This is a genomic window from Shimia sp. R11_0 (genome assembly GCF_017744035.1).
In the GTDB taxonomy this organism is placed as follows: domain Bacteria; phylum Pseudomonadota; class Alphaproteobacteria; order Rhodobacterales; family Rhodobacteraceae; genus Shimia; species Shimia marina.
The window spans coordinates 411,172-432,419 of the sequence record NZ_JAGHQY010000003.1 but is presented as its reverse complement, the minus strand read 5'-3'; the positions used below and the strand labels follow the sequence as shown (position 1 = coordinate 432,419).

Annotated in this window: 23 protein-coding genes; 17 read left to right on the top strand and 6 right to left on the bottom strand. The window is 59.3% G+C overall.

The features are described from left to right. The first annotated feature begins 197 nt into the window (after positions 1-197). Positions 198-1,472, top strand: a complete 1,275-nt coding sequence (eno, locus tag J7382_RS08995; protein ID WP_209068704.1) for a phosphopyruvate hydratase — start codon at positions 198-200, stop codon at positions 1,470-1,472. An 80-nt stretch (positions 1,473-1,552) separates the two neighbouring features. On the opposite strand, the gene J7382_RS08990 is transcribed toward eno, so the two are convergent. Continuing rightward, a complete protein-coding gene (locus J7382_RS08990) occupies positions 1,553-2,275 on the bottom strand; it encodes a hypothetical protein (protein ID WP_209068703.1) in 723 nt (240 codons plus the stop codon). 286 nt (positions 2,276-2,561) lie between these two features. On the opposite strand from J7382_RS08990, the gene J7382_RS08985 reads away from it, so the two are divergent. Genes J7382_RS08985 through J7382_RS08975 form a run of 3 tightly spaced genes read left to right on the top strand, consistent with a single transcriptional unit; the run spans position 2,562 to position 4,861 of the window. Then, entirely contained in the window at positions 2,562-3,458 is an 897-nt protein-coding gene (locus J7382_RS08985; RefSeq protein WP_209068702.1) for an alpha/beta hydrolase, read from the top strand. Positions 3,459-3,518: 60 nt separating this feature from the next. Further along, positions 3,519-3,956: a cupin domain-containing protein gene (locus J7382_RS08980; RefSeq protein ID WP_209068701.1), complete on the top strand. Its 438-nt coding sequence runs from the start codon at positions 3,519-3,521 to the stop codon at positions 3,954-3,956. Continuing rightward, a complete protein-coding gene (locus J7382_RS08975) occupies positions 3,953-4,861 on the top strand; it encodes a fatty acid desaturase (RefSeq protein WP_209068700.1) in 909 nt (302 codons plus the stop codon). The genes J7382_RS08980 and J7382_RS08975 overlap by 4 nt, the downstream gene beginning before the upstream one ends. A 7-nt stretch (positions 4,862-4,868) precedes the next feature. On the opposite strand, the gene J7382_RS08970 is transcribed toward J7382_RS08975, so the two are convergent. The 3 genes from J7382_RS08970 to J7382_RS08960 form a co-directional block, all read right to left on the bottom strand. After that, on the bottom strand, positions 4,869-5,978 hold the full coding sequence (locus J7382_RS08970) for an anhydro-N-acetylmuramic acid kinase (RefSeq protein WP_209068699.1): 1,110 nt from the start codon (positions 5,976-5,978) through the stop codon (positions 4,869-4,871). A gap of 215 nt (positions 5,979-6,193) precedes the next feature. Then, positions 6,194-6,538, bottom strand: coding sequence for a hypothetical protein (locus J7382_RS08965; protein ID WP_058239200.1), 345 nt, complete (start codon positions 6,536-6,538; stop codon positions 6,194-6,196). Between the two features lie 96 nt (positions 6,539-6,634). Continuing rightward, positions 6,635-8,380, bottom strand: a complete 1,746-nt coding sequence (locus tag J7382_RS08960) for an alpha/beta fold hydrolase (protein ID WP_209068698.1) — start codon at positions 8,378-8,380, stop codon at positions 6,635-6,637. Between the two features lie 230 nt (positions 8,381-8,610). Between J7382_RS08960 and tyrS the strand changes: the two genes are divergently transcribed. The 12 genes from tyrS (at position 8,611) to J7382_RS08900 (ending at position 18,470) form a co-directional block, all read left to right on the top strand. After that, positions 8,611-9,864, top strand: coding sequence for a tyrosine--tRNA ligase (tyrS, locus tag J7382_RS08955; RefSeq protein ID WP_058239211.1), 1,254 nt, complete (start codon positions 8,611-8,613; stop codon positions 9,862-9,864). Between the two features lie 205 nt (positions 9,865-10,069). Then, a complete protein-coding gene (locus J7382_RS08950; protein WP_209068697.1) occupies positions 10,070-10,825 on the top strand; it encodes an SDR family oxidoreductase in 756 nt (251 codons plus the stop codon). Positions 10,826-10,895: 70 nt separating this feature from the next. Then, the gene (locus tag J7382_RS08945) at positions 10,896-11,510 is read left to right on the top strand and encodes a hypothetical protein (protein WP_209068696.1); all 615 of its coding nucleotides are present in this window, start codon (positions 10,896-10,898) and stop codon (positions 11,508-11,510) included. 88 nt (positions 11,511-11,598) lie between these two features. Beyond that, positions 11,599-12,333 (top strand): hypothetical protein, encoded by a 735-nt coding sequence (locus tag J7382_RS08940; RefSeq protein ID WP_209068695.1) that lies wholly within the window; start codon positions 11,599-11,601, stop codon positions 12,331-12,333. Positions 12,334-12,434: 101 nt separating this feature from the next. Beyond that, the gene (locus J7382_RS08935) at positions 12,435-13,310 is read left to right on the top strand and encodes a TIGR01459 family HAD-type hydrolase (protein WP_209068694.1); all 876 of its coding nucleotides are present in this window, start codon (positions 12,435-12,437) and stop codon (positions 13,308-13,310) included. Between the two features lie 101 nt (positions 13,311-13,411). Next, positions 13,412-13,855 (top strand): MaoC family dehydratase, encoded by a 444-nt coding sequence (locus tag J7382_RS08930; protein ID WP_058239194.1) that lies wholly within the window; start codon positions 13,412-13,414, stop codon positions 13,853-13,855. Between the two features lie 228 nt (positions 13,856-14,083). Continuing rightward, positions 14,084-15,016: a bifunctional riboflavin kinase/FAD synthetase gene (locus J7382_RS08925; protein ID WP_209068693.1), complete on the top strand. Its 933-nt coding sequence runs from the start codon at positions 14,084-14,086 to the stop codon at positions 15,014-15,016. Beyond that, positions 15,013-15,489 (top strand): YcgN family cysteine cluster protein, encoded by a 477-nt coding sequence (locus J7382_RS08920; RefSeq protein WP_209068692.1) that lies wholly within the window; start codon positions 15,013-15,015, stop codon positions 15,487-15,489. Before J7382_RS08925 ends, J7382_RS08920 begins: the two co-directional genes overlap by 4 nt. After that, positions 15,489-16,538, top strand: a complete 1,050-nt coding sequence (locus J7382_RS08915; protein ID WP_209068691.1) for an aminotransferase class V-fold PLP-dependent enzyme — start codon at positions 15,489-15,491, stop codon at positions 16,536-16,538. Before J7382_RS08920 ends, J7382_RS08915 begins: the two co-directional genes overlap by 1 nt. 149 nt (positions 16,539-16,687) lie before the next feature. Continuing rightward, entirely contained in the window at positions 16,688-17,335 is a 648-nt protein-coding gene (locus tag J7382_RS08910; protein ID WP_209068690.1) for a hypothetical protein, read from the top strand. 105 nt (positions 17,336-17,440) lie between these two features. After that, a complete protein-coding gene (locus tag J7382_RS08905; protein WP_209068689.1) occupies positions 17,441-18,061 on the top strand; it encodes an RNA ligase family protein in 621 nt (206 codons plus the stop codon). Between the two features lie 52 nt (positions 18,062-18,113). Further along, the gene (locus tag J7382_RS08900) at positions 18,114-18,470 is read left to right on the top strand and encodes an ester cyclase (RefSeq protein ID WP_209068688.1); all 357 of its coding nucleotides are present in this window, start codon (positions 18,114-18,116) and stop codon (positions 18,468-18,470) included. A 115-nt stretch (positions 18,471-18,585) separates the two neighbouring features. Here the strand turns inward: J7382_RS08900 and J7382_RS08895 are convergent, their stop codons facing one another. Together J7382_RS08895 and J7382_RS08890 are read right to left on the bottom strand one after the other, a co-directional pair. Next, the gene (locus tag J7382_RS08895) at positions 18,586-19,389 is read right to left on the bottom strand and encodes an alpha/beta fold hydrolase (RefSeq protein WP_209068687.1); all 804 of its coding nucleotides are present in this window, start codon (positions 19,387-19,389) and stop codon (positions 18,586-18,588) included. 3 nt (positions 19,390-19,392) lie between these two features. After that, positions 19,393-19,992: a 2-hydroxychromene-2-carboxylate isomerase gene (locus J7382_RS08890; protein WP_209068686.1), complete on the bottom strand. Its 600-nt coding sequence runs from the start codon at positions 19,990-19,992 to the stop codon at positions 19,393-19,395. Positions 19,993-20,099: 107 nt separating this feature from the next. Here J7382_RS08890 and J7382_RS08885 point away from each other — a divergent pair, with 107 nt between their 5' ends. After that, positions 20,100-21,116 carry a ribose-phosphate pyrophosphokinase gene (locus J7382_RS08885; protein ID WP_209068685.1) on the top strand — a complete coding sequence of 339 codons (1,017 nt, stop codon included), beginning with the start codon at positions 20,100-20,102 and terminating at the stop codon, positions 21,114-21,116. The last annotated feature ends 132 nt before the right edge of the window (positions 21,117-21,248 follow it).

The following is a 21,248-nucleotide window of genomic DNA, read 5'->3' as shown; positions in this document are numbered from 1 at the left end:
CAGCCCCTCTGGCGCAGCAAGCTGCCCCATTCACCCCGGGATATTTGGGTCAAGAGGAAGCTATTGAAAAAACTTGTAAGTGTTAGCCCTAACCTTTGAAAAAAGCGCCGTTAGCGCTATCAAATAGCGTTTACTTTTGACCCCACCCTGCTATAGCTGCGACCAACTCATTTCGTCATATCAGGGACCCCTCCAAGATGAGCACAATCATTGACATTTTCGCCCGCGAAATCCTCGACAGCCGCGGCAATCCAACTGTTGAAGTCGACGTGATCCTCGAAGACGGCACCATGGGCCGTGCCGCTGTGCCGTCTGGCGCCTCCACCGGCGCGCATGAAGCCGTTGAAAAGCGCGATGGCGACGCATCCCGCTACCTGGGCAAAGGTGTGCTTGAAGCTGTCAACGCCGTGAATGGCGAAATCGCCGAAGCGCTCGTGGGCATGGATGTGACCGAGCAGGTCGCCATTGACAGCGCCATGATCGAACTGGACGGCACAGCAAACAAAGGCCGTCTGGGTGCAAATGCCATCCTCGGCGTGTCCCTCGCCGCTGCCAAAGCCGCCGCAGATCACACCGCGCAGCCGCTGTTCCGCTATGTGGGCGGCACCTCCGCGCGCGTTCTGCCGGTGCCAATGATGAACATCATCAACGGCGGCGAGCATGCCGACAACCCGATCGACATCCAAGAATTCATGATCATGCCGGTGAGCGCAGCGAACATTCGCGAAGCCATCCGCATGGGCGCCGAAGTCTTCCATGTGCTGAAGAAAGAGCTGTCTTCTGCGGGTTACAACACCGGTATCGGCGATGAGGGTGGCTTTGCCCCGGCGCTGGAAAGCACCCGCAAGGCGCTGGACTTCTGCATGAGCGCCATCGAGAAAGCAGGCTACAAACCGGGTGAAGACATCTATCTCGCACTCGACTGCGCCTCCACCGAATACTACGAGGGCGGCAAATATGAGATGAAGGGCGAAGGCAAATCGCTCACCTCTGCCGAGAACGCCGACTACCTCGCAGAACTGTGCAACGACTACCCGATCATCTCCATTGAGGACGGCATGGCCGAAGACGATTGGGACGGCTGGAAGCTTCTGACCGACAAAATCGGCGACAAAGTTCAGTTGGTGGGGGACGACCTCTTTGTAACCAATCCAACCCGTCTGGCAGACGGCATTGCCCAAGGCGTGGCCAACTCCATGCTGGTGAAAGTGAACCAGATCGGTTCGCTGACCGAGACGCTGAAAGCCGTCGATATGGCCCACCGCGCGCGTTACACCAACGTGATGTCCCACCGCTCCGGTGAGACCGAGGACGCCACCATCGCCGACCTCGCCGTGGCCACCAACTGTGGTCAGATCAAAACCGGCTCCCTGTCGCGCTCTGATCGCCTGGCCAAATACAACCAACTGATCCGCATCGAAGAGGCGCTCGGTGAAACCGCCGAATACGCGGGCCGCTCGATCCTGAAATAAGCCCGTAGGGCGCGCATTCACTGCGCACTGTCCAAGGCAAATTCACAGAAAGCCCTGCCATTGTGCGGGGCTTTCTTCTTTTAGCTGGCCGGTTCAGGAAACAGCTCGCCGCCTTCTACGCGAACATAGGCCATCGATAGAACTGACGCCGCTAAGGCACTGCTGAACAGACCAATGAACTCCACCAAAACGCTCCACGCTCCGTTAATCACTGTGAGCTCCTGAAACGTCTCCGGAAAACTGGGCGCAATCGAGTGGCTCTCCAAAAACATCAACAGGGCGAACAAGGCGGACGCAAACACCCCAGGCCCAAGGGCCAAGCGCCAAAGTACAAACCAAAAACTTCGCCGCCCCCGCTTAAGCGTTGCCGACAAGGAAATGGATTGCCGAAGCGTCGCTGCTGGCACCATCGTACCAATCAAAGCGATCAGAACACCCCAGAAGGGCACCACGACCAGAAAAACGAGTATGACCCATATTTCCGTGGAACCTCCAATAGCGACCCCGCCCAGAAACAGAAACGCGACAATGAGCATCGCAGCAATGCAAAACGTCAAAGGCACAGCATAGGCAACCCAGAACCGCCATGTCGGCTGTAGGTCTTTGCCAAAATTTCCAAATATGTTCGGAGACGCCCCTGTCAAAAGCGCCGCATGAAAAACAAAGACCAAGAAACCTTGGACTATAACACTGGCAGCGACGCCGGAGCTGCCTGAAAGCAGATCAACAGTTGCCAACCCAACGGAGGTTAGAAGTACAAACATCCAGTTTTGGCGAAAAAGAAGGAGTGCGTATTTGTACATTTAGATCTCCGAAACAGCCACAAGCCTCGGTGGCAAAATCAAAAGACCAGCAAAACATCATCTCCTCAACCATAAAGTGAATTGTTCAAGTATTTGAGTGACTACCATCGCCTCCTAAACCACCCGTAGGGTGCGCATTCACTGCGCACCGTAACAGAAGCAGAAAAGCTCCGCCTCCCAGCGGGCCTATCTTTCGGTTGAACATGACTGCCCCCGTCCCCGCCCCGGCCCTCGCGCTCCGCAACGTCATCCTTGCACCCAAAACCGCACAGCTTAGCGTGCCGACATGGAAATGACGTGGCACCATACCCCTCTCCCTGAGGGCACCGCAGCGGCCTGGCATGGGCCGACTTTGACACATCCCACACGACCAAAACTCGTGTTTCACCACGCCACTGCCGTGGGGCCACGCTGCTATGCACCGTATCTGAAAGCCTTGGCGCAGGATTACGACGTCATGGCGCTGGCCATGCGTCCGCTCTGGGCGGATGCGCCGCCCCCGGATCCAAAATGGGGCTGGGATCTCTTTGGCGATGACCTCATTCACTGGATCGAAGCCACACAGGAGGCCCCCGTGCTCGCCGTGGGCCATTCCATCGGTGCCGCGACCCTCGCCATGGCCGCGACCAAACGGCCAGAACTCTTCAAGGGGCTGGTGCTGATTGAACCCTCAGGCACCACGCGACGGCAGGCGCTGCTCTTGGGGCTTCTGCCCTATGGGATGCGCCTGCGCCTTGGCCCTATCAAAGACGCGCTCTCGTCCCCCACGCGCTGGCCCTCAAAAGAGGCGGCTTTCGCAGATCTGCGCGCCAGCAAAGCCTTTCGCCGGTTTGACGATCAGGCGCTTCACGCTTTGCTTGAAGGCCTGCTCGTGCCCTGTGATGAAACGGTGCCCCAAGGCACGGCGGAGGTGGCGCTGGAATATCCCCGCGCCTGGGAGGCCCATCTTTATGCCTCAGCGCCCCACACCCTACCAACTCTCACACGCCTGAGCGTGTCCACAGAGGTGATTAGGGGGCGACCGTCACTTTATATGGATGCCTCCATTGAAGCCAAACTCAAGGCCAAACGCCCCGATTTTCGCTTCACGCATCTGACAGCGCATGGCCACATGATGCCCTTGGAGGCCCCGATCCCTGTGGCAGAGGCCACAAGAGCCGCACTGGCGCGCCTGGCGGCTTGACCTTCTGGCAGCTTTGCGACCCAATGGCGAAAACCGCAACGCCATGCCCCGAGTCCTGCAATGTCTTCAGACCTTTCCGCCGAGCAGATCATCGCCCAACTCAACCTTGCCCCACATCCTGAGGGCGGCCATTACCGTCAGACATGGATTGCCGATGCCCCGGAGGGCACACGCGCAGCTGGCACGGCGATCTATTTCCTGCTGAAGGCGGGCGAGGCCTCCCATTGGCACCGGGTGGATGCCGCCGAAATCTGGCACTATTATGCGGGCGCACCGCTGATCCTGTCACTGTCTGAAACCGAAGCAGGCCCAGCGCAGGATTTGATGCTTGGCCCTGACCTTGCTGCAGGCCAACTGCCTCAGCACATCGTGCCACCCCATCACTGGCAGGCCGCCCGCAGCACGGGCGACTGGACCCTTGTGGGCTGCACCGTCTCCCCCGCCTTTCAATTCGAAGGCTTTGAGCTCGCCGCCCCCGGATTTGACATCCCAAGATGAGCGCGCCCCTGCCTCACAAGGCGGCGCTGGCGCAGCTTTCGCCAGACCGGCGGGCCAAGCTACAGCAGCGGTCAGATGCGGCTGGGCTGCGCCATCTTGGCCTCTATATGGCGGCACTGCTATCTGCGGCGCTCTGGGTGGGTCTGCAAGCGCCGCTCTGGCCGCTGATGCTGCTGCCGCTGGGCACGCTCTGGGTCTTTCTGTTTACGCTCTGCCATGAATGCACCCATGACACCCCCTTTGCCACAAGATGGCTCAACCGCTGGATCGGTCACGCCTGTGCCCTGCCTCTGATGCTGCCCTTTACGTGGTTTCGCGCCTTCCATATGGCGCATCACAAATACACCAACGATCCATTGCGCGATCCGGAACTGGAACATGGCCCGCGCCCAGAAAACTGGCGGGCCTACCTGCGCTATCTTTCTGGTTGGGGCTATTGGCAAGGCGCCGTGTCGACCCTTCTGCGCGTGGCCTTTGGCCCGCTCACGGCGCCCTACCTGCCGCCGCGCAAACACGCATCCATGCGCCGCGAAGCCCGCCTGCTGTTGCTGGCCTATGGGACAATTGCCCTCAGCCTGCTTATCTCTCCGCTGGCCTTCTGGGTCTGGATCCTGCCTAGTCTGCTCGCACAGCCGCTGCTGCGCGCCTATCTTCTAGCGGAACATGGGCGCTGCCCGCCGGTGGCCAATATGCTGGAAAACTCCCGCACCACGCTGACCAACCGGCTCCTGCGCTTTATCGCCTGGAACATGCCCTATCATGCGGAACACCACGCCTTCCCCAATGTGCCATTCCATCAATTGCCTGCGCTGCATCAAGATCTCGCGCCACATCTGCGCAGCACCTCAGAAGGCTACACAGCGTTTCACATCGCCTATCAGGCCACCTTGACATCTACAGGCTGACCAACACTCAGCCCGTGGGTTCACTGACCGTGCCGCCCCCCACCAGCGCCATCACACCCGTGGTGCTCGGACAGCTTGTGGGCAAGCCGCGCGCCACCCGCACCGCCAGATAGGCAAAGGCCTGCGCCTCCAGCATATCACCATTCAACCCGACCTCTTCCACCGGCACCACAGGACACTCCAGTGAGACGCGCAGCATCTCCATCAACACCGGATTGTGCCGTCCGCCCCCGGTCACCAGAACCCGACTGGGCGGGCGCGGGCAATGGGCCATCCCCTGCGCCACAGAGGCCGCACACATCGCAGTCATAGTGGCGGCGGCATCTTCGTCCGACAATTCGGCCACCAGCGACATCATTTCAGGAAAGTCGTTACGATCCAGAGACTTGGGCGGCACTCTTGAGAAATACGCCTCCTGCAAAAACAGCTCCAGCGCGCCGGTTGCTACAGTGCCCTGCGCCGCAATCCTACCGCCTTCATCAAACCCAAGACCACGCCGGGCGCGCAACAGATCATTCAGCGGCGCATTGGCAGGCCCGGTATCAAAAGCCAACAGCGCGCCCTCCTCTTCCGCAGCCGCCTTGCCCGGATCCACCCAGGTGATATTCCCTACGCCCCCAAGGTTCAGAAAGGCCACAGGCGCGGTTGCGCCAATCCACTTGGCACAGGCAAAATGAAAAAACGGCGCCAGCGGGGCGCCTTCGCCGCCCAGCTCCACATCTGCCGTGCGAAAATCCCAGACCACCGGCACGCCCAATTTCTCTGCCAATGCCTGTCCGTCTCCGACCTGACAGGTGCCGCGCCCGCGCGGCTCATGCGCCAGCGTCTGCCCGTGAAACCCGATCAGATCCACCGCTTCAAACCCCGCCAGAACCTCCGCATGCGCCTGCTCGACAACCTGCGCCGCAGCCTCTGCCTCTGGCCCGGCCCAATGGCCCAACGCTGTGGTCAAAATCTCCTGTTCGGCACCGCTGTAGGCGCGATAAGCCTCCGCCCCAAAGGCCTCAATGGTCACCCCATCGGTGTGCACAACCGCCGCATCCACGCCATCCAGAGAGGTGCCAGACATGGCCCCCAATGCCACCTGCACCGCCTTGGCGTTCTCGCCTTTGATCATGACAGCCCCCTCATCGTGTTGCGTCCGTGCCGCGAATCCGGCCCTCACCGTCGTCCGCTTCGGGTCGCCGACCGGTTGAGGCGCACCATAGAGGATCACCACCCGCCGCCACCAGCCCCAAACCACGCCCAAGGCGCGCCCAAGGCGCGCATAAAAAACCACGCCCCGGCACAATACCGAGGCGTGGCAAGTCAAAGTCGCAACGCTCTGTCCGCTTAGCGGGGCTGGGGAACCCCAAGGGACGCAGGCAGAGGGAGTCGATCGTCGCGTCTTTGCAGGCATGCGCGTGATTTCACCCGGACCACGATGGCCACAACACCCATGCAAATCCAGAACACCTGAATCAAAAAAGAACCCAGGTTAAAGCTGTCAAAAAGACTGAGCAGGACAAGTGATGCACCAAAAATATTGATCACAAAAAACTTGATGTCCTGACTGCTGATGATGCGAAACGTGATCAGGGTATAGTTGGTCAGATAGAGGCAAAATCCCAACACACCACACCCAACTGAAACGGGCCTGGGGAGGGCTTGCGCAGTACTGGTAATCACTTCAAACATAATAAATGCGCTCCCCGGAAATGGTTGGCTGTTTCAATGATCTCAGGCATATATCCCGCCTTTGAAACGCCCTATCCCCAATTGGGGACAATCTCGCTAAAGGTCTGGAATCCTGTAGGTAATGCTATCCGGACCCATCTCAAGCCCGGCGGCGCGCGCCACCAGCCATGGCCAGTTTTCAATGTGGTGATAATGGCCTTTCTCAAACAGTACCGACAGGCGGGCCTGCGGCATATGCCGCGCCAGCATCTCTGCCCCCTGCAAAGGCGCCACATTGTCATCGGGACCTTGGTAGATCTCTGTGGGCACATCAATCTCTGACACGTCAAAATCCCAGCCCTGCGTATTGAGCAGGTTCTCATCCACCATGCCCTGCATGCCGGCCGCCGTGCGCAACGCCAGCATCTCCGCAGTGCGCCGTCGGATCACCGGATGTGACAAAATGCGAATGTCATCCATGCTGCGCGAGCGGTTGCAGTAGCGGTCAAAATACCGATCCCGGTTCTGCAGGATGGAACGCACCAGAAACGGAATGATCTGACGCAACATGGCAGGCCAATGCCGCCCCAAAATACTCGACATATGATAAAACTGATCCAGTTCCCGCCAGTTTTCATGCCGGTAAACCGGATAGGTCGCAGATGACAACACCAGCTTTTGCACGCGCTCTTTCAGCGCATGGGCCACCGCCAGCGCGGAACCGCTGCCAAAAGACACCGACAGGACAGAAACCGTCTCAAATCCCAGATGATCCAGCAACGCCGCAACATCGGGAGCAAAATCCCCAAGGCTTTGCATCTCTTTGGCATCTGACAGGAAACTGCCAGGCCGACAGGGGGTGATCAACTGTATCCCCAACCGTTCCAGAACCGCGCCGCAGTGATCGGGGTAGCCGATCATATCGATGGTCACCCCTGACAGCGCATCAAATACCAAAACCGGACGCCCCTGCGCGGGCCCCAGCCGAAAATACTCAAGCTGGCGCCCATCCGGCAGGGTCATCTGAAACCGCACCTTGCGTGCATCGGCGGGCGCAGGTTCCGGCACGCGCAGCGCCGTCAACGGAGAGCGCGCCAGATTGCTGGCCAGATCGCTGCGGCTGTTGGTGCCTGTCTTCTCATACACACGTTTCAGATAGGTCCGCGCGCTTTCGTAAGATATGCCCATTTTCTGCCCAATCTCTCTCAAATCGTAGGGTTGCCCCACATGCTGCAGGAGTTCTGTCTCCCGTCGTGTCAATTGATATTTCTGCGCCACATGCATCAGCCCCACATCCCCAGAGGTGCCCGTCGAAATCAGCACGCTTGCGGCCACCGCAGGAAAGCCGATGCGCGCGGCCTCTGTGCGGGGCAGCAGCATGAGATTGGCCGGGCCTTCAAAATGCGTGCGAAATTCCTGTGCCTGACCACTTTTGTTGACCGCCTTCGCGCTGTCAGCCAACGACTGGTGGTGCCCGGTTTGCACAGAAATCAACGGACGGGCCGAGGCCACTGCCGCCATATTGGGCAAAACGTCTTGCAACGCACGATTGGCCATCAAGACCTGCCCCTCATCATCCAACAGCGCCACCCCAAAGGAAAATGCGTTCAGGATGGAGGACAGATAGGTTTCACGTTCCTGCAGCCCGACCATACGTTCGGAAATACTGAAGGCGCGCCGAAAATGCCGAGACAGGTTTTCGAGCGCCCGCCCATCGGCCCCGGCCTCCGGATCGTCAAGGTAACGGCTTTCCCGCGCCCGCTGCACCTCCTCTGTCAGCTCCAAAATGAGCTCTGGCCACAAAGAGTTGTCAAGCGACGCTTCATACACCAAATGGGTGAGCTGTGCGAAACGGTCAGTCATAATAAAATTCTATCAAATGATCAAAAGACCCTAAGACCCGCCACGGCACACGGCTAGTCAGGTTTTCCCGATGCCTTTGCAAACCGCGACCGCCACTTGCGCACAAACACCGCTTACAACTTGCGCATCAAGCTGCTAGGAGAGGGCCGAACCGGGCGCGCACGCGGCCCGGCATCAAACTGCCTGCTGGCACAGACCTTGAACAAGACCTTGAACAGATGAGTGGCCCCATGACCTACCAGCCCAAATCGGATTTCCTCACCGTGATGCTTGAGCGCGGCTTTGTGGCCGATTGCACAGACTATGAAGGCTTTGACAAAGCCCTCTGTGACGGCGTGGTGCCCGGCTATATCGGCTTTGATGCCACCGCCAAATCTCTGCATGTGGGCTCGCTGATCCAAATCATGATGCTGCGCTGGTTGCAGAAAACCGGCCACAAGCCCCTCACCCTGATGGGCGGCGGCACCACCAAAGTGGGCGACCCTTCGTTTCGCGCAGATGAACGCCCCCTGCTGACCAATGATCAGATCGACGACAACATCGCCGGCATCAAAAAGGTCTTTGCCAAATACCTCGACTACGGGGATGGGGAAACCGACGCCCTGATGCTCAATAACGCGGAATGGCTGGATGAGTTGAACTACCTCACCTTCCTGCGCGACATCGGCCGCCACTTCTCGGTGAACCGGATGCTGTCCTTTGAGAGCGTGAAATCGCGTCTGGACAGGGAGCAGTCCCTGTCGTTCCTCGAATTCAACTACATGATTCTGCAGGCCTACGACTTCCTGGAGCTCAACCGCCGCTACGGCTGTCTGGTGCAGTTTGGGGGATCGGATCAATGGGGCAATATCGTCAACGGCATCGACCTGACCCGCCGCGTGGATGATGGCGGTCTGTTTGGTCTCACCTCGCCCCTGCTGACCACCTCTGATGGCAAGAAGATGGGCAAAACCGCCGATGGCGCAATCTGGCTCAATGCCGACATGCGCTCCCCTTATGAGTTCTGGCAGTTCTGGCGCAACACAACCGATGCAGACGTGGGCCGCTTCCTCAAGCTCTACACCGAAATGCCAGTGGAGGAATGCAACCGCCTCGGCGCATTGGCAGGCAGTGAGATCAATGAGGCGAAAATCATTCTCGCCAATGCGGTCACCACGCTCTGCCATGGTGCAGAGGCCGCCGCCACGGCCGAAGCCACCGCGCGCGAAGTCTTTGAAAAAGGCGGCATCGGCGATGACCTGCCCACCGTGTCTCTCACCGCTGCGGACCTCGGCGATGGCATCTCCATCGTACAGCTGATCGTGAAAACCGGCCTCGCCAAATCTGGCAAAGACGCCAAACGCCTGATCAAGGAAAACGGTGCCAAGCTGGACGACGCCCCGCTGACAGATGCGGGCCTGATGATCGACGCCGCCGCGCTATCCTCTCCGATCAAGCTCTCTGCGGGCAAAAAGCGCCACGCATTGGTGCAGCTGGACGGCTAATCCCCCTCTCAACGCACAAACACAAAAGCCCGCCCTCTCCGGCGGGCTTTTTGCTTCCTCTTGACCAAAATATCCCGGGGTGAATGCGCCGCAGGCGCAGAGGGGCTGGCCCCTGCACTCTGCCGCAGACACATGCCCCTAGACACATGCGCCCTGCTCAGGTTATTTGAACACACGTTCATTTACTATCTGGAGGAGACCGCCCATGAAACTTGATCAAACCTGCGCTGTGATCACCGGGGGGGCGTCCGGATTGGGTGAAGCCACCGCACGCCATTTTGCAGCCCAGGGTGCCAAAGTGGCGCTGTTTGACCTGAATGAAGGACGTGGACAGCAGGTGGCCACAGAGCTGGGCGGCACTTTCCACAAAACAGACGTCACCGATGAAGACAGCGTCGCCGCCGCCATTGCCGCCGCCAAAGAGGCCATGGGCACCATCACCGCTGCAGTGAACTGCGCGGGCATCGCTCCCGCAGCCACCACCATCGGCAAAAAAGGTCCCCATCCGCTGGACCTGTTTCAAAAGACCATCGACATCAACCTCGTGGGCTCCTTCAACGTTGCCCGCCTCGCCGCCGAGGTGATCTCTGAAAACGACGCTGAAGCCGATGGCAGCCGTGGGGTGATCATCAACACCGCCTCCATCGCTGCCATGGATGGTCAGCGTGGTCAGGCGGCTTACGCAGCCTCCAAAGGCGGCATCGTCGGGCTTTCCCTGCCCATGGCCCGCGATTTGGCCCGCGCAGGCATCCGCGCCATGGCAATTGCACCGGGCATCTTCCTCACGCCCATGCTGCAGGGCCTGCCCCAAGAGGTGCAGGATCAGCTTGCCGCCGATGTGACCTTCCCCAAACGCCTAGGAGATCCGTCCGAATATGCCCGCCTCGCCGGATTCATCGTCGAAAATGGCTACCTCAACGGCGAAGTCATCCGCATCGACGGTGCCCTGCGCATGCAATAACCTGTAGGGTGCGCATTCATTGCGCACCTGCCCTTCAACCATGCTAGGCTCCCCCAAAAGGAGCCTGCCTATGCCGCGCCAAAACCGCGTGATGCCCACCGGAGAGATCCTGCGCCACCCCACCCGTGGCACGTTCATGGGCAACCGCGGCATCCTGCATGACCGCGAAGCCCATGACCACGGCGCGCTCACACATCGGCGCTGGCGTCACAAAGCCTGGGTCTGCTGCCTGCTCACCTTCAAAAACCGCCGCCGACGCCTGATGTCCCCCAACCGCTATACAGAGCTCTTCTTCTATGACGAAGCCGTGGCACTGGCCGCCGGGCACCGGCCCTGCGCAGAATGCCGACGCGCCGATCACACGATCTTTCTTGCCGCCGCAGAGCATATGGGCAGCACACCCGATTTTGACGCGCGCCTGCATGCCGCCCGCGCCACCCCCCGAAAGCATCACCTCCGCCAGTCGCTTCAGGAGGTGGACGACCTGCCGGACGGCACCTTTCTCATGACGGCCTCAGGCCCTCACCTGCTGCTTGGGGATATGGTCCTGCCCTTTTCCCCCACAGGCTATGCGCCCCCACAAAAACGCCCCACAGGACCGCATCCTGTGCTCACCCCAAAACCCACGCAAATCGCCCTCAGAAACGGATATCATCCGAAATTGCGCCTGCCATTCGCCCTTTGAGCACAGAGCTATACCAACGCGCCCTCGACGGGTCGCCCCAAAATCGCGCCTTTAGACAGTATGATGTCCCACCATACTGAGGCCCAAGATGAGCTTTGCCGATCTGATTGCGCAGTTTGATCACGTCTATATCGTCAACCTCCCCTACCGGCTGGACCGCCGCCGTGAAACCATCGCCGAATTCGCACGGCATGGCCTCGCCATTCCCTCGGCCAAAGTCTCGTTTTTTGAGGCCACCCGTCCGAACGCCAAAGGCGCGTTCCCCTCCATAGGGGCGCTTGGCAATTTCCGCTCCCAAACCCGCGTGCTTGCCGATGCGGTGTCACAGGGCCATCGCCGCATCCTGATCTGCGAAGACGATCTTCAGCTCAACACAGTGCCATCCCCCCAACTCACCCGCCTGATCGACGACCTCACACAAACCCCTTGGGACATCGCCGCATTGGGCTATCTGGATCCACAAACGCCACCCGGTGTCGCAAAGGATAGCGCGCAAGGCCTCATGCCCTGGTCCGGCAGCACCCGTGGCACCCAGCTCTGGGCCATTCAGGGCGACTGCATCCGCGCCTTCCACGACTATCTGGAAACTGTGCGCCGCCGCCCCCCCGGACATCCCGATGGCGGCTCCATGTTCTTTGACGGGGCCTTCAACCTGATGCGCCGCAAACTGCCTGACGTGACCTTCCGCATCGCGGCACAAAGCCTCGCCGGACAGCGCGCCTCCCGCACAGACATCCACAGTCTGGCCTTCTTTGATCGCTTGGAACCTTTCCGCAGCCTGAGCGCCACACTGCGCCGTCTGCGCAACCACGCGCGCGCCTGACCCTCCGCAAGCCCTCCTGCCAGCGGAATCGCTGGCGCTCTCGCAGATCCCCTGCCATATCTAGCGCCAACACTTCATGACTTCATGCGCAGGACAGCTTCATGGCTCAGATCATTTCTTCACTCGCCGAGATTTCAGACCGCTACAAAGCCCTTTTTGTCGATCTCTGGGGCTGCGTCCACAATGGTGTGACCGCCTATCCCGAAGCCGTGCGCGCCCTACAAGAGTATCGCGCCAAAGGCGGCATCGTGGTGCTGGTCACCAACTCACCCAAACCCCGCGCTGGCGTGGCGGAACAACTGAGTTCCTTTGGCGTGCCCAAAGACGCCTATGACACCATCGCCACCTCTGGCGACAGCGCCCGCTCTGCCATGTTTCAGGGTGCCGTGGGTGAGAAAGTCTATTTCATGGGGGAATGGCAGCGCGACGAAGGCTTCTTTGAGCCGCTGGAAATTTTGGATAACCCCGCGCCCATCACCCGCGTGCCACTGGCAGAGGCCGAGGGCATCGTCTGCTGCGGCCCCTTTGATCCCATGGCGGACGTAGAGGTGAATCGCGCCGATTTCCTCTATGCCAAAACCAAAGGCATGAAGCTGCTCTGCGCCAATCCCGACATCGTGGTGGATCGTGGCGAGATCCGGGAATGGTGTGCGGGGGCTCTGGCCAAACTCTACACCGATATGGGCGGAGAGAGCCTCTATTTTGGCAAGCCCCATCCGCCAATCTACGATCTTGCCCGCCGCCGCCTCGCGGCGCTGGGCGTAACGATTGAGGACAGCGAGATTCTGGCCATTGGTGACGGCCCCCAAACCGACATTGCCGGGGGCATGGGCGAAAACATCGACAGCCTCTTCATCACCGGCGGTCTGGCGGCCGCGGAAACAAAAACCACGCACCAACCCGATGCAGCGGCGCTGGCCGCCTATCTGGAGGCAGAACAGGTCACCCCACAATTTGCGATTGGACGTCTACGCTGACACAAAACACTTGATTTTCTGCAACTGCAAAGTAATAAAGTTGCCAATCAAGCGCGACTCGCGTCACGAAGTTACTCGCCAATCCAAATTCGGAGGGCCAAATGTTGGACAATCTGCCTCGCGGCACCATTTTTATCGAAGACCTCGAAATCGGCATGTCTCGCTATGTGCGCAAGACTGTGACCGATCAGGACATCGAAATGTTCGCCGCCGTGTCCACCGACCACAACCCGGTGCATCTGGATGATGACTATGCACGTGACACGATGTTTGGCGGCCGCATTGCCCATGGCATGCTCACGGCTGGTCTGATTTCTGCTGTGATTGGCGAACAGCTTCCCGGCCATGGCACCATCTATATGGGCCAGTCGCTGAAGTTCCTCGCCCCGGTGCGCCCAGATGACACCGTGGTGGCCACGGTGACCGTGACAGACATCGACATGTCTAAGCGCCGCGTGCGCATGGAGTGCGTCTGCACGGTTGAGGGCAAGAAAGTGCTGGCCGGCGAAGCCACCGTACTGGCGCCATCGCGCAAGCTCGACTGAGGGCGCAGTCCCGAAGCAGGCCTAATACGCTCAATTTTCAAAGCTCCGCAGCCCATCTGCGGGGCTTTTGTCTTTCCTGGACGCCGTGCCCTTCATTTGACCCCAAATATCCCGAGGTGAATGCGCCGCAGGCGCAGAGGAGCTGGCCCCTGTCTTTTTGTCCTGCGCAGTCCAAAGCCAGCACCTCCTCTCTTGCACCCCGTTGAGACAGCCGCTAACCCTGCCCTCATGCAGATCATACGCGACTATCAGTTTGTGACCCCAGATGACCGCGGCGCCAGCGCTGCGATTGGCAATTTTGACGGCGTGCACATTGGTCACCAATCCGTGATCGACCTCGCGCGCAAGGCCGCACCACAAGCGCCTTTGGGCCTTCTCACCTTTGAGCCACACCCGCGGGCCTATTTCGCCCCGCAAAGCGCAGGCTTCCGCCTCACCTCTTCTGAGACACGTGCCCATAGATTGGCCAAACTCGGCGTGGAGAAACTCTACGAACTGCCGTTCAATGCCGCCCTGGCCAATCTCACCCCCGAATCCTTTGCACGTGATGTGATCGCAGACGGGCTGGGCCTCAGCCATGTGGTTGTGGGCGCGGATTTCTGTTTCGGACGCGGGCGCAAAGGCACCGCTGAAGATCTTGCAGCCTTTGGCCAACAGATGGGTTTTGGCGTCACCATAGCGCCCCTGGTGCAAAGCGGCGACGGTCAGGTCTCCTCCACCTCCATCCGGCAGGCGCTTACCGATGGCCGCCCCCGTGACGCAGCACAGATGCTGGGCCACTGGCACCGCATCGACGGCCCGGTTATTGGCGGGGAGCAACGCGGCCGCGATCTGGGCTTCCCCACCGCCAATATGTCGATCGACGATCTGCATCAGCCCAAATACGGCGTCTACGCCGTGCTGGTCGATGTGCTCGACGGCCCCCATCAGGGCAGCTACTTTGGCGCCTCCTCCATTGGCACCCGTCCAATGTTTGGCGAAAACAAAGCCAACATCGAAACCTATCTCTTTGATTTTTCGGGAGATCTCTACGGCCACACCCTCTCTGTCGCGCTGGTGGACTACCTGCGCCCAGAGCTTAAATTTGACGGTCTGGACGCGCTCATCACCCAGATGGGCCGCGATTGTGATCAAGCCCGCGAAATTCTTGCCGCTTTATGAGTGACAAAGACGTCATAGCACGCCACGGGCTCGCCAAACGGTTCTGGGAAAAAAAGCCGCTTACCAAGCTCAACAAAACCGAGTGGGAAGCGCTCTGTGATGGCTGCGGAAAATGCTGCCTCAACAAGCTTGAGGATGAGGACACTGGCGAAGTCGCCCTGACCTGCGTCGCCTGTCGTCTGCTGGATGATGACACCGGGCTGTGCAGCCAATATGACATCCGCCATCAATTTGTGCCCGAATGCATCGTCATGACGCCGGACAATATTGATGATCACGCCTACTGGCTGCCACAGACCTGCGCCTACCGCCTGCTCTGGGAAGGCAAACCGCTCCATGACTGGCACCCGCTGATCTCCGGCACACAGGCCAGCGTCCATGCCGCAGGCGTCTCCATGCGCCACCGGACGGTCTCCGAATTCGACACCCCTCTGGAACAGTGGGAAGACCACATCATCGAGGAGCCGCTCTGATGTTTTTTGCCTCCGACAATTCCGGCCCGGCGCTGCCCGAAGTTCTGAGCGCGCTCACCAAGGCCAACACCGGCTATGCCATGGGCTATGGCGCAGATGCGGAAATGGCCGAGGTCACCCGCCTGATCCGCGCCCTGTTTGAGGCCCCAGAGGCGGCGGTCTATCTGGTCGCCACCGGCACCACCGCAAATTCTCTGGCGCTGGCCACGCTCTGTCAGCCATGGGAGACCATCTTCTGCTCCGATGTGGCCCATATCCACAAGGATGAGTGCAACGCCCCGGAGTTTTACACCGGCGGAGCCAAGCTGACACTGGCCACCCCCAAAGACGCCGACAAACTCACCGTCGCAAGCCTGCAGGCCGCCATCGCCGCCGAAGGCACCCGTGGCGTGCATGGCCCGCAACGCGGCCCGGTCTCCATCACACAGGTCACCGAATATGGCACGATCTACACGCTGAACGAACTTCAGGCGCTCTGTGACGTCGCCAGGTCTTTTGACTGCCCCGTGCATCTGGACGGCGCGCGCTTTGCCAATGCCATGGTCGCGCTGGGCTGCACACCTGCGGACATGACATGGAAAGCGGGCGTGGATGCGGTGAGTTTTGGCGGCACCAAAAACGGCTGTATGGGCGTGGAGGCGGTGATCTTCTTTGATCCCCGACATGCGCAGGAATTTGAGCTGCGCCGCAAACGTGGCGGGCATCTGTTTTCCAAACACCGCTACCTCTCGGCGCAGATGCTGGGCTATCTGGAAAATGACCTCTGGATCGAAGCCGCCACCAAGGCCAACGCCAACGCCGCGCAGCTCGCCGAAGGGCTCCGCCAGATCGACGGCGCGACGTTCTTGCATCCACCGCAAGCCAATATGCTCTTTGTCACACTGCCCCGCGCCACCCACCAACGCCTGTTTGACGCAGGCGCAAGCTACCACCTCTGGGACGGTCCCCTGGAAGGCGACCCAGATGAAAAAATCACCGCCAGGCTGGTCTGTGATTGGTCGCTGAGCAAAAATCAGATTGACCAGTTCTTGGATGTGGCAGCGGGATAAAATCAAACGAAAAATGCCAAAGCAAAGCTTTGGCAGCGCCCGAACCGCCCCCACGGGGCGGGCGCTTCGCGTCCCACCCCTCGGTTCCTGCGCAACGCGTTTCTAACTTTGAAGTATACAAAACACGTCAGATATGCTCTGCCGACCTTATGGACAAACACACCTTATTCGCTGTATTCGCTGTGACCGCACTTGGCGTGCTCGCTCTCGGCGCCATATTTTGGGTGTGGCTATGTCTAGGGATTTACAAGCCCGGCCTTCGTAGAGCGCTTGCAATCGGCTCGATTCAAATCTCGATTGTCATAAGTCTCTACACACTTGCGAGAGGCGCACCTGGCGAAGCCTTATTGAACCTGTTTGTCCCGCTACCAGCAGCCTATTTCATTATCGCAGACGCAAGTAAGTTCACGCATTTCATCAGCCATTTCGCCATCGTAGGCATCGTCTCCTTCGTCGGCTGTTCATTGCTCAGCGTCTTGATCAAAGCGACGAGGCCGTGGTTCTTCGGTATCTCCACAATTGTCGCGTTGTTGGGAATGATCGTGGCAGCGGAGACTGTCAGCAGAACTGCCATGTGTGAAGCAGCAACACTGGCCCAGCTCGGCGATTTTCAGAGAAACACAGTCTACTGGAGTCTGGCAAATGCACCCAGAGAGTTTCAATTCCAAATCCACGCGCTGGCCCTTGTCGATGACACGGCCTTTGGATGGAGCTACCGCACGATGGGCTGGTATGAAATCCCAACAGATGCTCAAATAAACGTCTGGGTGGGTGGCGAAACCGCCATCTGTCACTAGTTCTGAACTCGGGTGCAAGAGTTTATCGCGGATCAACCACCGTCCGCAGCACTTCCGCCGCCACTTCCGTGGCGTCATTGAAAACGATTTGATATCACACAACCTATGAGAAAATACGGTCGCACCTATCACCTGCCTATTTCCCCCGGCACCACCAGTGACGACAAAGTCATGCCCTCGCTTGAGCGCCTGCAAGTTTCAGATTTGATCATCACGGAAAAGATGGATGGCGAAAACACCACAATTCATTGCGGTGGCACCCATGCCCGCAGCCCTGACAGCAAGTATCACCCGTCTCGCGATTGGCTGAAGGCCTTTGCCTCCGGGATTTCTTACGCACTCGCCCCTGACGAACGGATCATTGGCGAGAACCTTTTCGCACAGCACTCCGTGCCTTACACAGCGCTGCCTTCCTATTTTCTTGGCTTCGCCCTCATCGTCGGCAACGAGATTCAAAGCTGGGATGTCACAATAACCCGCTTTGGAGAGCTGGGCATTCAACCAGTTAAAACCCTCTATCGTGGCCCATACCGCGCCAACCTGTTTGAGGATATGGCAAAGAAACTGAACACCGACACGCAAGAGGGCTTTGTCGCACGCATCTCCAACGGTTTTTCCGAAACGGATATGCCTTACTGCATGGGCAAATATGTCAGAGCAAACCACGTGCAGAGTGACAGCCACTGGAGCAAGGCAGAGCTCATTCCAAACGGTCTGAAGACCTAGGATCTGAGCGGCATTTGACCTAGGCCTGCGCGCGATCCGCCTTGATCTCTGCATGGGTCATTTCGACCCATTCAATCACTGGCATCATCAAACCCAAAAGCGCCCGCCCCGCGCCGTCATGGCCGCTGTGACGCTGGCCTTTTTCTCTACAACTGCGGGAGCTGACGACATGTCGGACAACGAGAAAAACCTGATGAACTTCTATGCTGCCTTTTCGGAAGGTGATCTGGATGCCCTGGACAAAGTGCTGATCGAAGAAGGCAATGTGATTGTGGCGCGTTCCACTTTCTGCGGCACACACGCAGGCGACTTCATGGGCCATGCCGCAACTGGAAAATCCTTCACCGCCAAGGCGATTGACGTGCACCACTTCAACGAAGACGGCATGGTCACCCCCCTATCACCTTGAAGACTGGATCGCGGTCCTGGCCGAGATCGGCGCGTTTGAACACTGATAGACGATCTCTCAGACATCGAGACACCCGCCGAACTCTGACGCTCAGCGGGTGTTTTATGGTCCACGTTCAGGCGGCGTCCGTCACAATTTTGCGCACTTCCGCCGCCACTTCGGCCGCATGGGTGATCGCCCCCATATGCCCCGCACCCGCAATCGTCACCCGTCGCGCAGTCTGCAAAGAGGCCGCAAGCCCATCGCAGGCGGGCGTCATGATCGCAGGCGAAAGCGCTCCGTCCATGACCACAACTGGCACGGCGATGTTGCCAAGCCGGGGCATGATCTGTCCGATGTCATCCAAGACATCGCGCTGAGACGCCACCACAAAGGGCACCTGTCGGGTGAAAGCCGCGCGGATCTCTTCCGGCAAGGCCGCCCAGGGGCGTCCGTCCCCCCATTCTTCCACAAACAAACGCACCGCCGCTTCCGGCTCCCCCGCGTCATAATGCGCCAGAACCTTTGACATATGCGCGTGGTTCTTGGCGACCTCTTCTGGTGCCGCCCCCCGCGCCGCAAGCATGGTCACCGGCTCATACAGGGACAGCGAGCGCACCAGCTCAGGGTGTTCAATCGCCAGGCGCACAGCAATCAACCCGCCATAGGAATGCCCGATCACATCCACAGGCGCCTTGAGCCGATCGACAATCGCCTCCACCATGATCTGTCCACCCAGTGCCCCCGGCACAAAGGCACCACTGCGCCCATGCGAGGGCATATCCGGTGCCTCAATCGTCATCAGATCGTCCAGGGCTGCAGCAAGCCCACGAAAGGCACCGGAATGACCAAGGTTGCAATGCAGCGCCAGCGCCGCACGCGGCCCCTGCCCCAGAACACGCCAATGGATATCGGGCCGCTGTGCCTCATCAAGCGCCATGGCTCAGAGCGCACCCGCCAGATGCGCGTCCAGATCCTCAAGACGATCCTGTCCCCAGAACCGCGCGCCATCCTCGGTGATATAAAACGGCGCGCCAAAAGCTCCGGCCTCCACCGCTTCGTCCAGATTGCGCGCATAGGTCTCCGCCCCCACAAGCAGACCGCTGTCCGCCAGGCTGGGATCAAAGCCCGCCGCACTCAGACAGGCGCGGATCACATCATCCTGCGCAATGTCTTTCTCTTCCACCCAACACGCGCGGGTGAACCCATGCGCCAGCGCGCCCAGATCGCCGCCACCAGCGTTTTGCGCTGCAATGAAGGCATAAGAGGACGGGGCCATATTGGTGGGCCAATGCGCAGGTTTCAGATTGAAGTCCATGCCCAGTTTCTTGGCCTGCCGCACCAGTTCCTGCGCACGATACTCCTGACGGCTGACATGGCGATCCTTGGGGGCTGTGCCACCGGTCCGGGCAAACAGCCCCATAATGTCGAGCGGTTTATAGACAATCTCCGCCCCGTGTTTGGCGGCAATCTCCTCCAAACGTGTGCCAGCAAGATAGGTATAAGGTGAAATTGTCGAAAAATAATAGGTGATCGTCGCCATTTGTGCCTCCCTGCACCCACGCTTCGCTTTGCGAGACGTTAGGGCCATGTTAAGCGGAGCGCAATGTCACGAATCTGTCACCACAGCCACCTGGGGATTACCGCGCTATGGCCACCATTCTTGAACCCAAACTGATCACAGGCAACGCCAACAAACCATTGGCCTCCGCCATTGCGCGGCGCATGACCATGCACCGCGGCTCGTCCACAGAGCTGGTCAATGCCCGGGTTGAGCGTTTCAACGACGCTGAAATCTTTGTCGAAGTCTATGACAACGTGCGCGGCGAAGACATGTTCATCATTCAGTCGACCTCCAATCCGGCCAACGACAATCTGATGGAACTGCTGGTCATGGCCGACGCCCTGCGCCGCTCCTCTGCCAGCCGCATCACTGCCGTGATCCCATATTTCGGCTATGCCCGTCAGGATCGCCGCACCAAGGCGCGCACCCCCATCACCGCCAAGCTTGTGGCCAATATGATGGTCGAAGCCGGGATTGAGCGTATCCTCACCATGGATCTGCACGCCGCGCAAATTCAGGGCTTCTTCGACATTCCCGTCGACAACCTCTATGCCTCCCCAATCTTTGCACTGGATATCAAAGCCCAGTTCAAAGACACGCTCTCTGATGTCATGGTGATTTCACCAGATGTGGGCGGCGTAGCCCGCGCCCGTGAGCTGGCCAAGCGCATCAACGCGCCGCTCGCCATCGTCGACAAACGCCGCGAAAAACCCGGCGAAGTGGCCGAAATGACCGTGATCGGCGATGTGACCGGCAAGAAATGTATCATTGTAGACGACATCTGCGACACCGCAGGCACGCTCTGCAAAGCCGCCGAAGTGCTGATCGAGCATGGCGCAACCGAGGTACACAGCTACATCTCCCACGGTGTTCTGTCCGGTCCCGCGATTGAGCGCATCACCAACTCCGTGATGAAGTCTCTGGTCATCACCGACAGCATTGAGCCCACCGAAGCCGTGAAGGGCGCCAGCAACATCCGCATCGTGCCCACCGCACCGATGTTTGCACAGGCGATCATGAACACCGCCAATGGCACCTCCGTCAGCTCCCTGTTTGAAACCGAGACGCTGGAACCAGCCTACGAAGGTCTGTTCACCTCCTAACGGACACGCCGCCCCAACACAGCAAAGCCCCGGCACAAACGCCGGGGCTTTTTGTTTTTGCGGAGAAGGTCATTCACCCGCACCTCTGGGCACCGCGCTCAGCAAAGGACCCATGCTTCCCTGTCAGAACCT

What these genes read in the sequence shown, in the direction of transcription:
- J7382_RS08910 (WP_209068690.1), top strand. Translation starts at nt 16,688, where the DNA reads ATGGACAAACACACCTTATTCGCTGTATTCGCTGTGACCGCACTTGGC.
- J7382_RS08935 (WP_209068694.1), top strand. Translation starts at nt 12,435, where the DNA reads ATGGCTCAGATCATTTCTTCACTCGCCGAGATTTCAGACCGCTACAAA.
- J7382_RS08945 (WP_209068696.1), top strand. Translation starts at nt 10,896, where the DNA reads ATGCCGCGCCAAAACCGCGTGATGCCCACCGGAGAGATCCTGCGCCAC.
- J7382_RS08970 (WP_209068699.1), bottom strand. Translation starts at nt 5,978, where the DNA reads ATGATCAAAGGCGAGAACGCCAAGGCGGTGCAGGTGGCATTGGGGGCC.
- J7382_RS08905 (WP_209068689.1), top strand. Translation starts at nt 17,441, where the DNA reads ATGAGAAAATACGGTCGCACCTATCACCTGCCTATTTCCCCCGGCACC.
- J7382_RS08895 (WP_209068687.1), bottom strand. Translation starts at nt 19,389, where the DNA reads ATGGCGCTTGATGAGGCACAGCGGCCCGATATCCATTGGCGTGTTCTG.
- J7382_RS08890 (WP_209068686.1), bottom strand. Translation starts at nt 19,992, where the DNA reads ATGGCGACGATCACCTATTATTTTTCGACAATTTCACCTTATACCTAT.
- eno (WP_209068704.1), top strand. Translation starts at nt 198, where the DNA reads ATGAGCACAATCATTGACATTTTCGCCCGCGAAATCCTCGACAGCCGC.
- J7382_RS08985 (WP_209068702.1), top strand. Translation starts at nt 2,562, where the DNA reads ATGGAAATGACGTGGCACCATACCCCTCTCCCTGAGGGCACCGCAGCG.
- J7382_RS08925 (WP_209068693.1), top strand. Translation starts at nt 14,084, where the DNA reads ATGCAGATCATACGCGACTATCAGTTTGTGACCCCAGATGACCGCGGC.
- J7382_RS08965 (WP_058239200.1), bottom strand. Translation starts at nt 6,538, where the DNA reads ATGTTTGAAGTGATTACCAGTACTGCGCAAGCCCTCCCCAGGCCCGTT.
- J7382_RS08915 (WP_209068691.1), top strand. Translation starts at nt 15,489, where the DNA reads ATGTTTTTTGCCTCCGACAATTCCGGCCCGGCGCTGCCCGAAGTTCTG.
- tyrS (WP_058239211.1), top strand. Translation starts at nt 8,611, where the DNA reads ATGACCTACCAGCCCAAATCGGATTTCCTCACCGTGATGCTTGAGCGC.
- J7382_RS08940 (WP_209068695.1), top strand. Translation starts at nt 11,599, where the DNA reads ATGAGCTTTGCCGATCTGATTGCGCAGTTTGATCACGTCTATATCGTC.
- J7382_RS08950 (WP_209068697.1), top strand. Translation starts at nt 10,070, where the DNA reads ATGAAACTTGATCAAACCTGCGCTGTGATCACCGGGGGGGCGTCCGGA.
- J7382_RS08975 (WP_209068700.1), top strand. Translation starts at nt 3,953, where the DNA reads ATGAGCGCGCCCCTGCCTCACAAGGCGGCGCTGGCGCAGCTTTCGCCA.
- J7382_RS08900 (WP_209068688.1), top strand. Translation starts at nt 18,114, where the DNA reads ATGGGTCATTTCGACCCATTCAATCACTGGCATCATCAAACCCAAAAG.
- J7382_RS08885 (WP_209068685.1), top strand. Translation starts at nt 20,100, where the DNA reads ATGGCCACCATTCTTGAACCCAAACTGATCACAGGCAACGCCAACAAA.
- J7382_RS08960 (WP_209068698.1), bottom strand. Translation starts at nt 8,380, where the DNA reads ATGACTGACCGTTTCGCACAGCTCACCCATTTGGTGTATGAAGCGTCG.
- J7382_RS08930 (WP_058239194.1), top strand. Translation starts at nt 13,412, where the DNA reads ATGTTGGACAATCTGCCTCGCGGCACCATTTTTATCGAAGACCTCGAA.
- J7382_RS08990 (WP_209068703.1), bottom strand. Translation starts at nt 2,275, where the DNA reads ATGTACAAATACGCACTCCTTCTTTTTCGCCAAAACTGGATGTTTGTA.
- J7382_RS08920 (WP_209068692.1), top strand. Translation starts at nt 15,013, where the DNA reads ATGAGTGACAAAGACGTCATAGCACGCCACGGGCTCGCCAAACGGTTC.
- J7382_RS08980 (WP_209068701.1), top strand. Translation starts at nt 3,519, where the DNA reads ATGTCTTCAGACCTTTCCGCCGAGCAGATCATCGCCCAACTCAACCTT.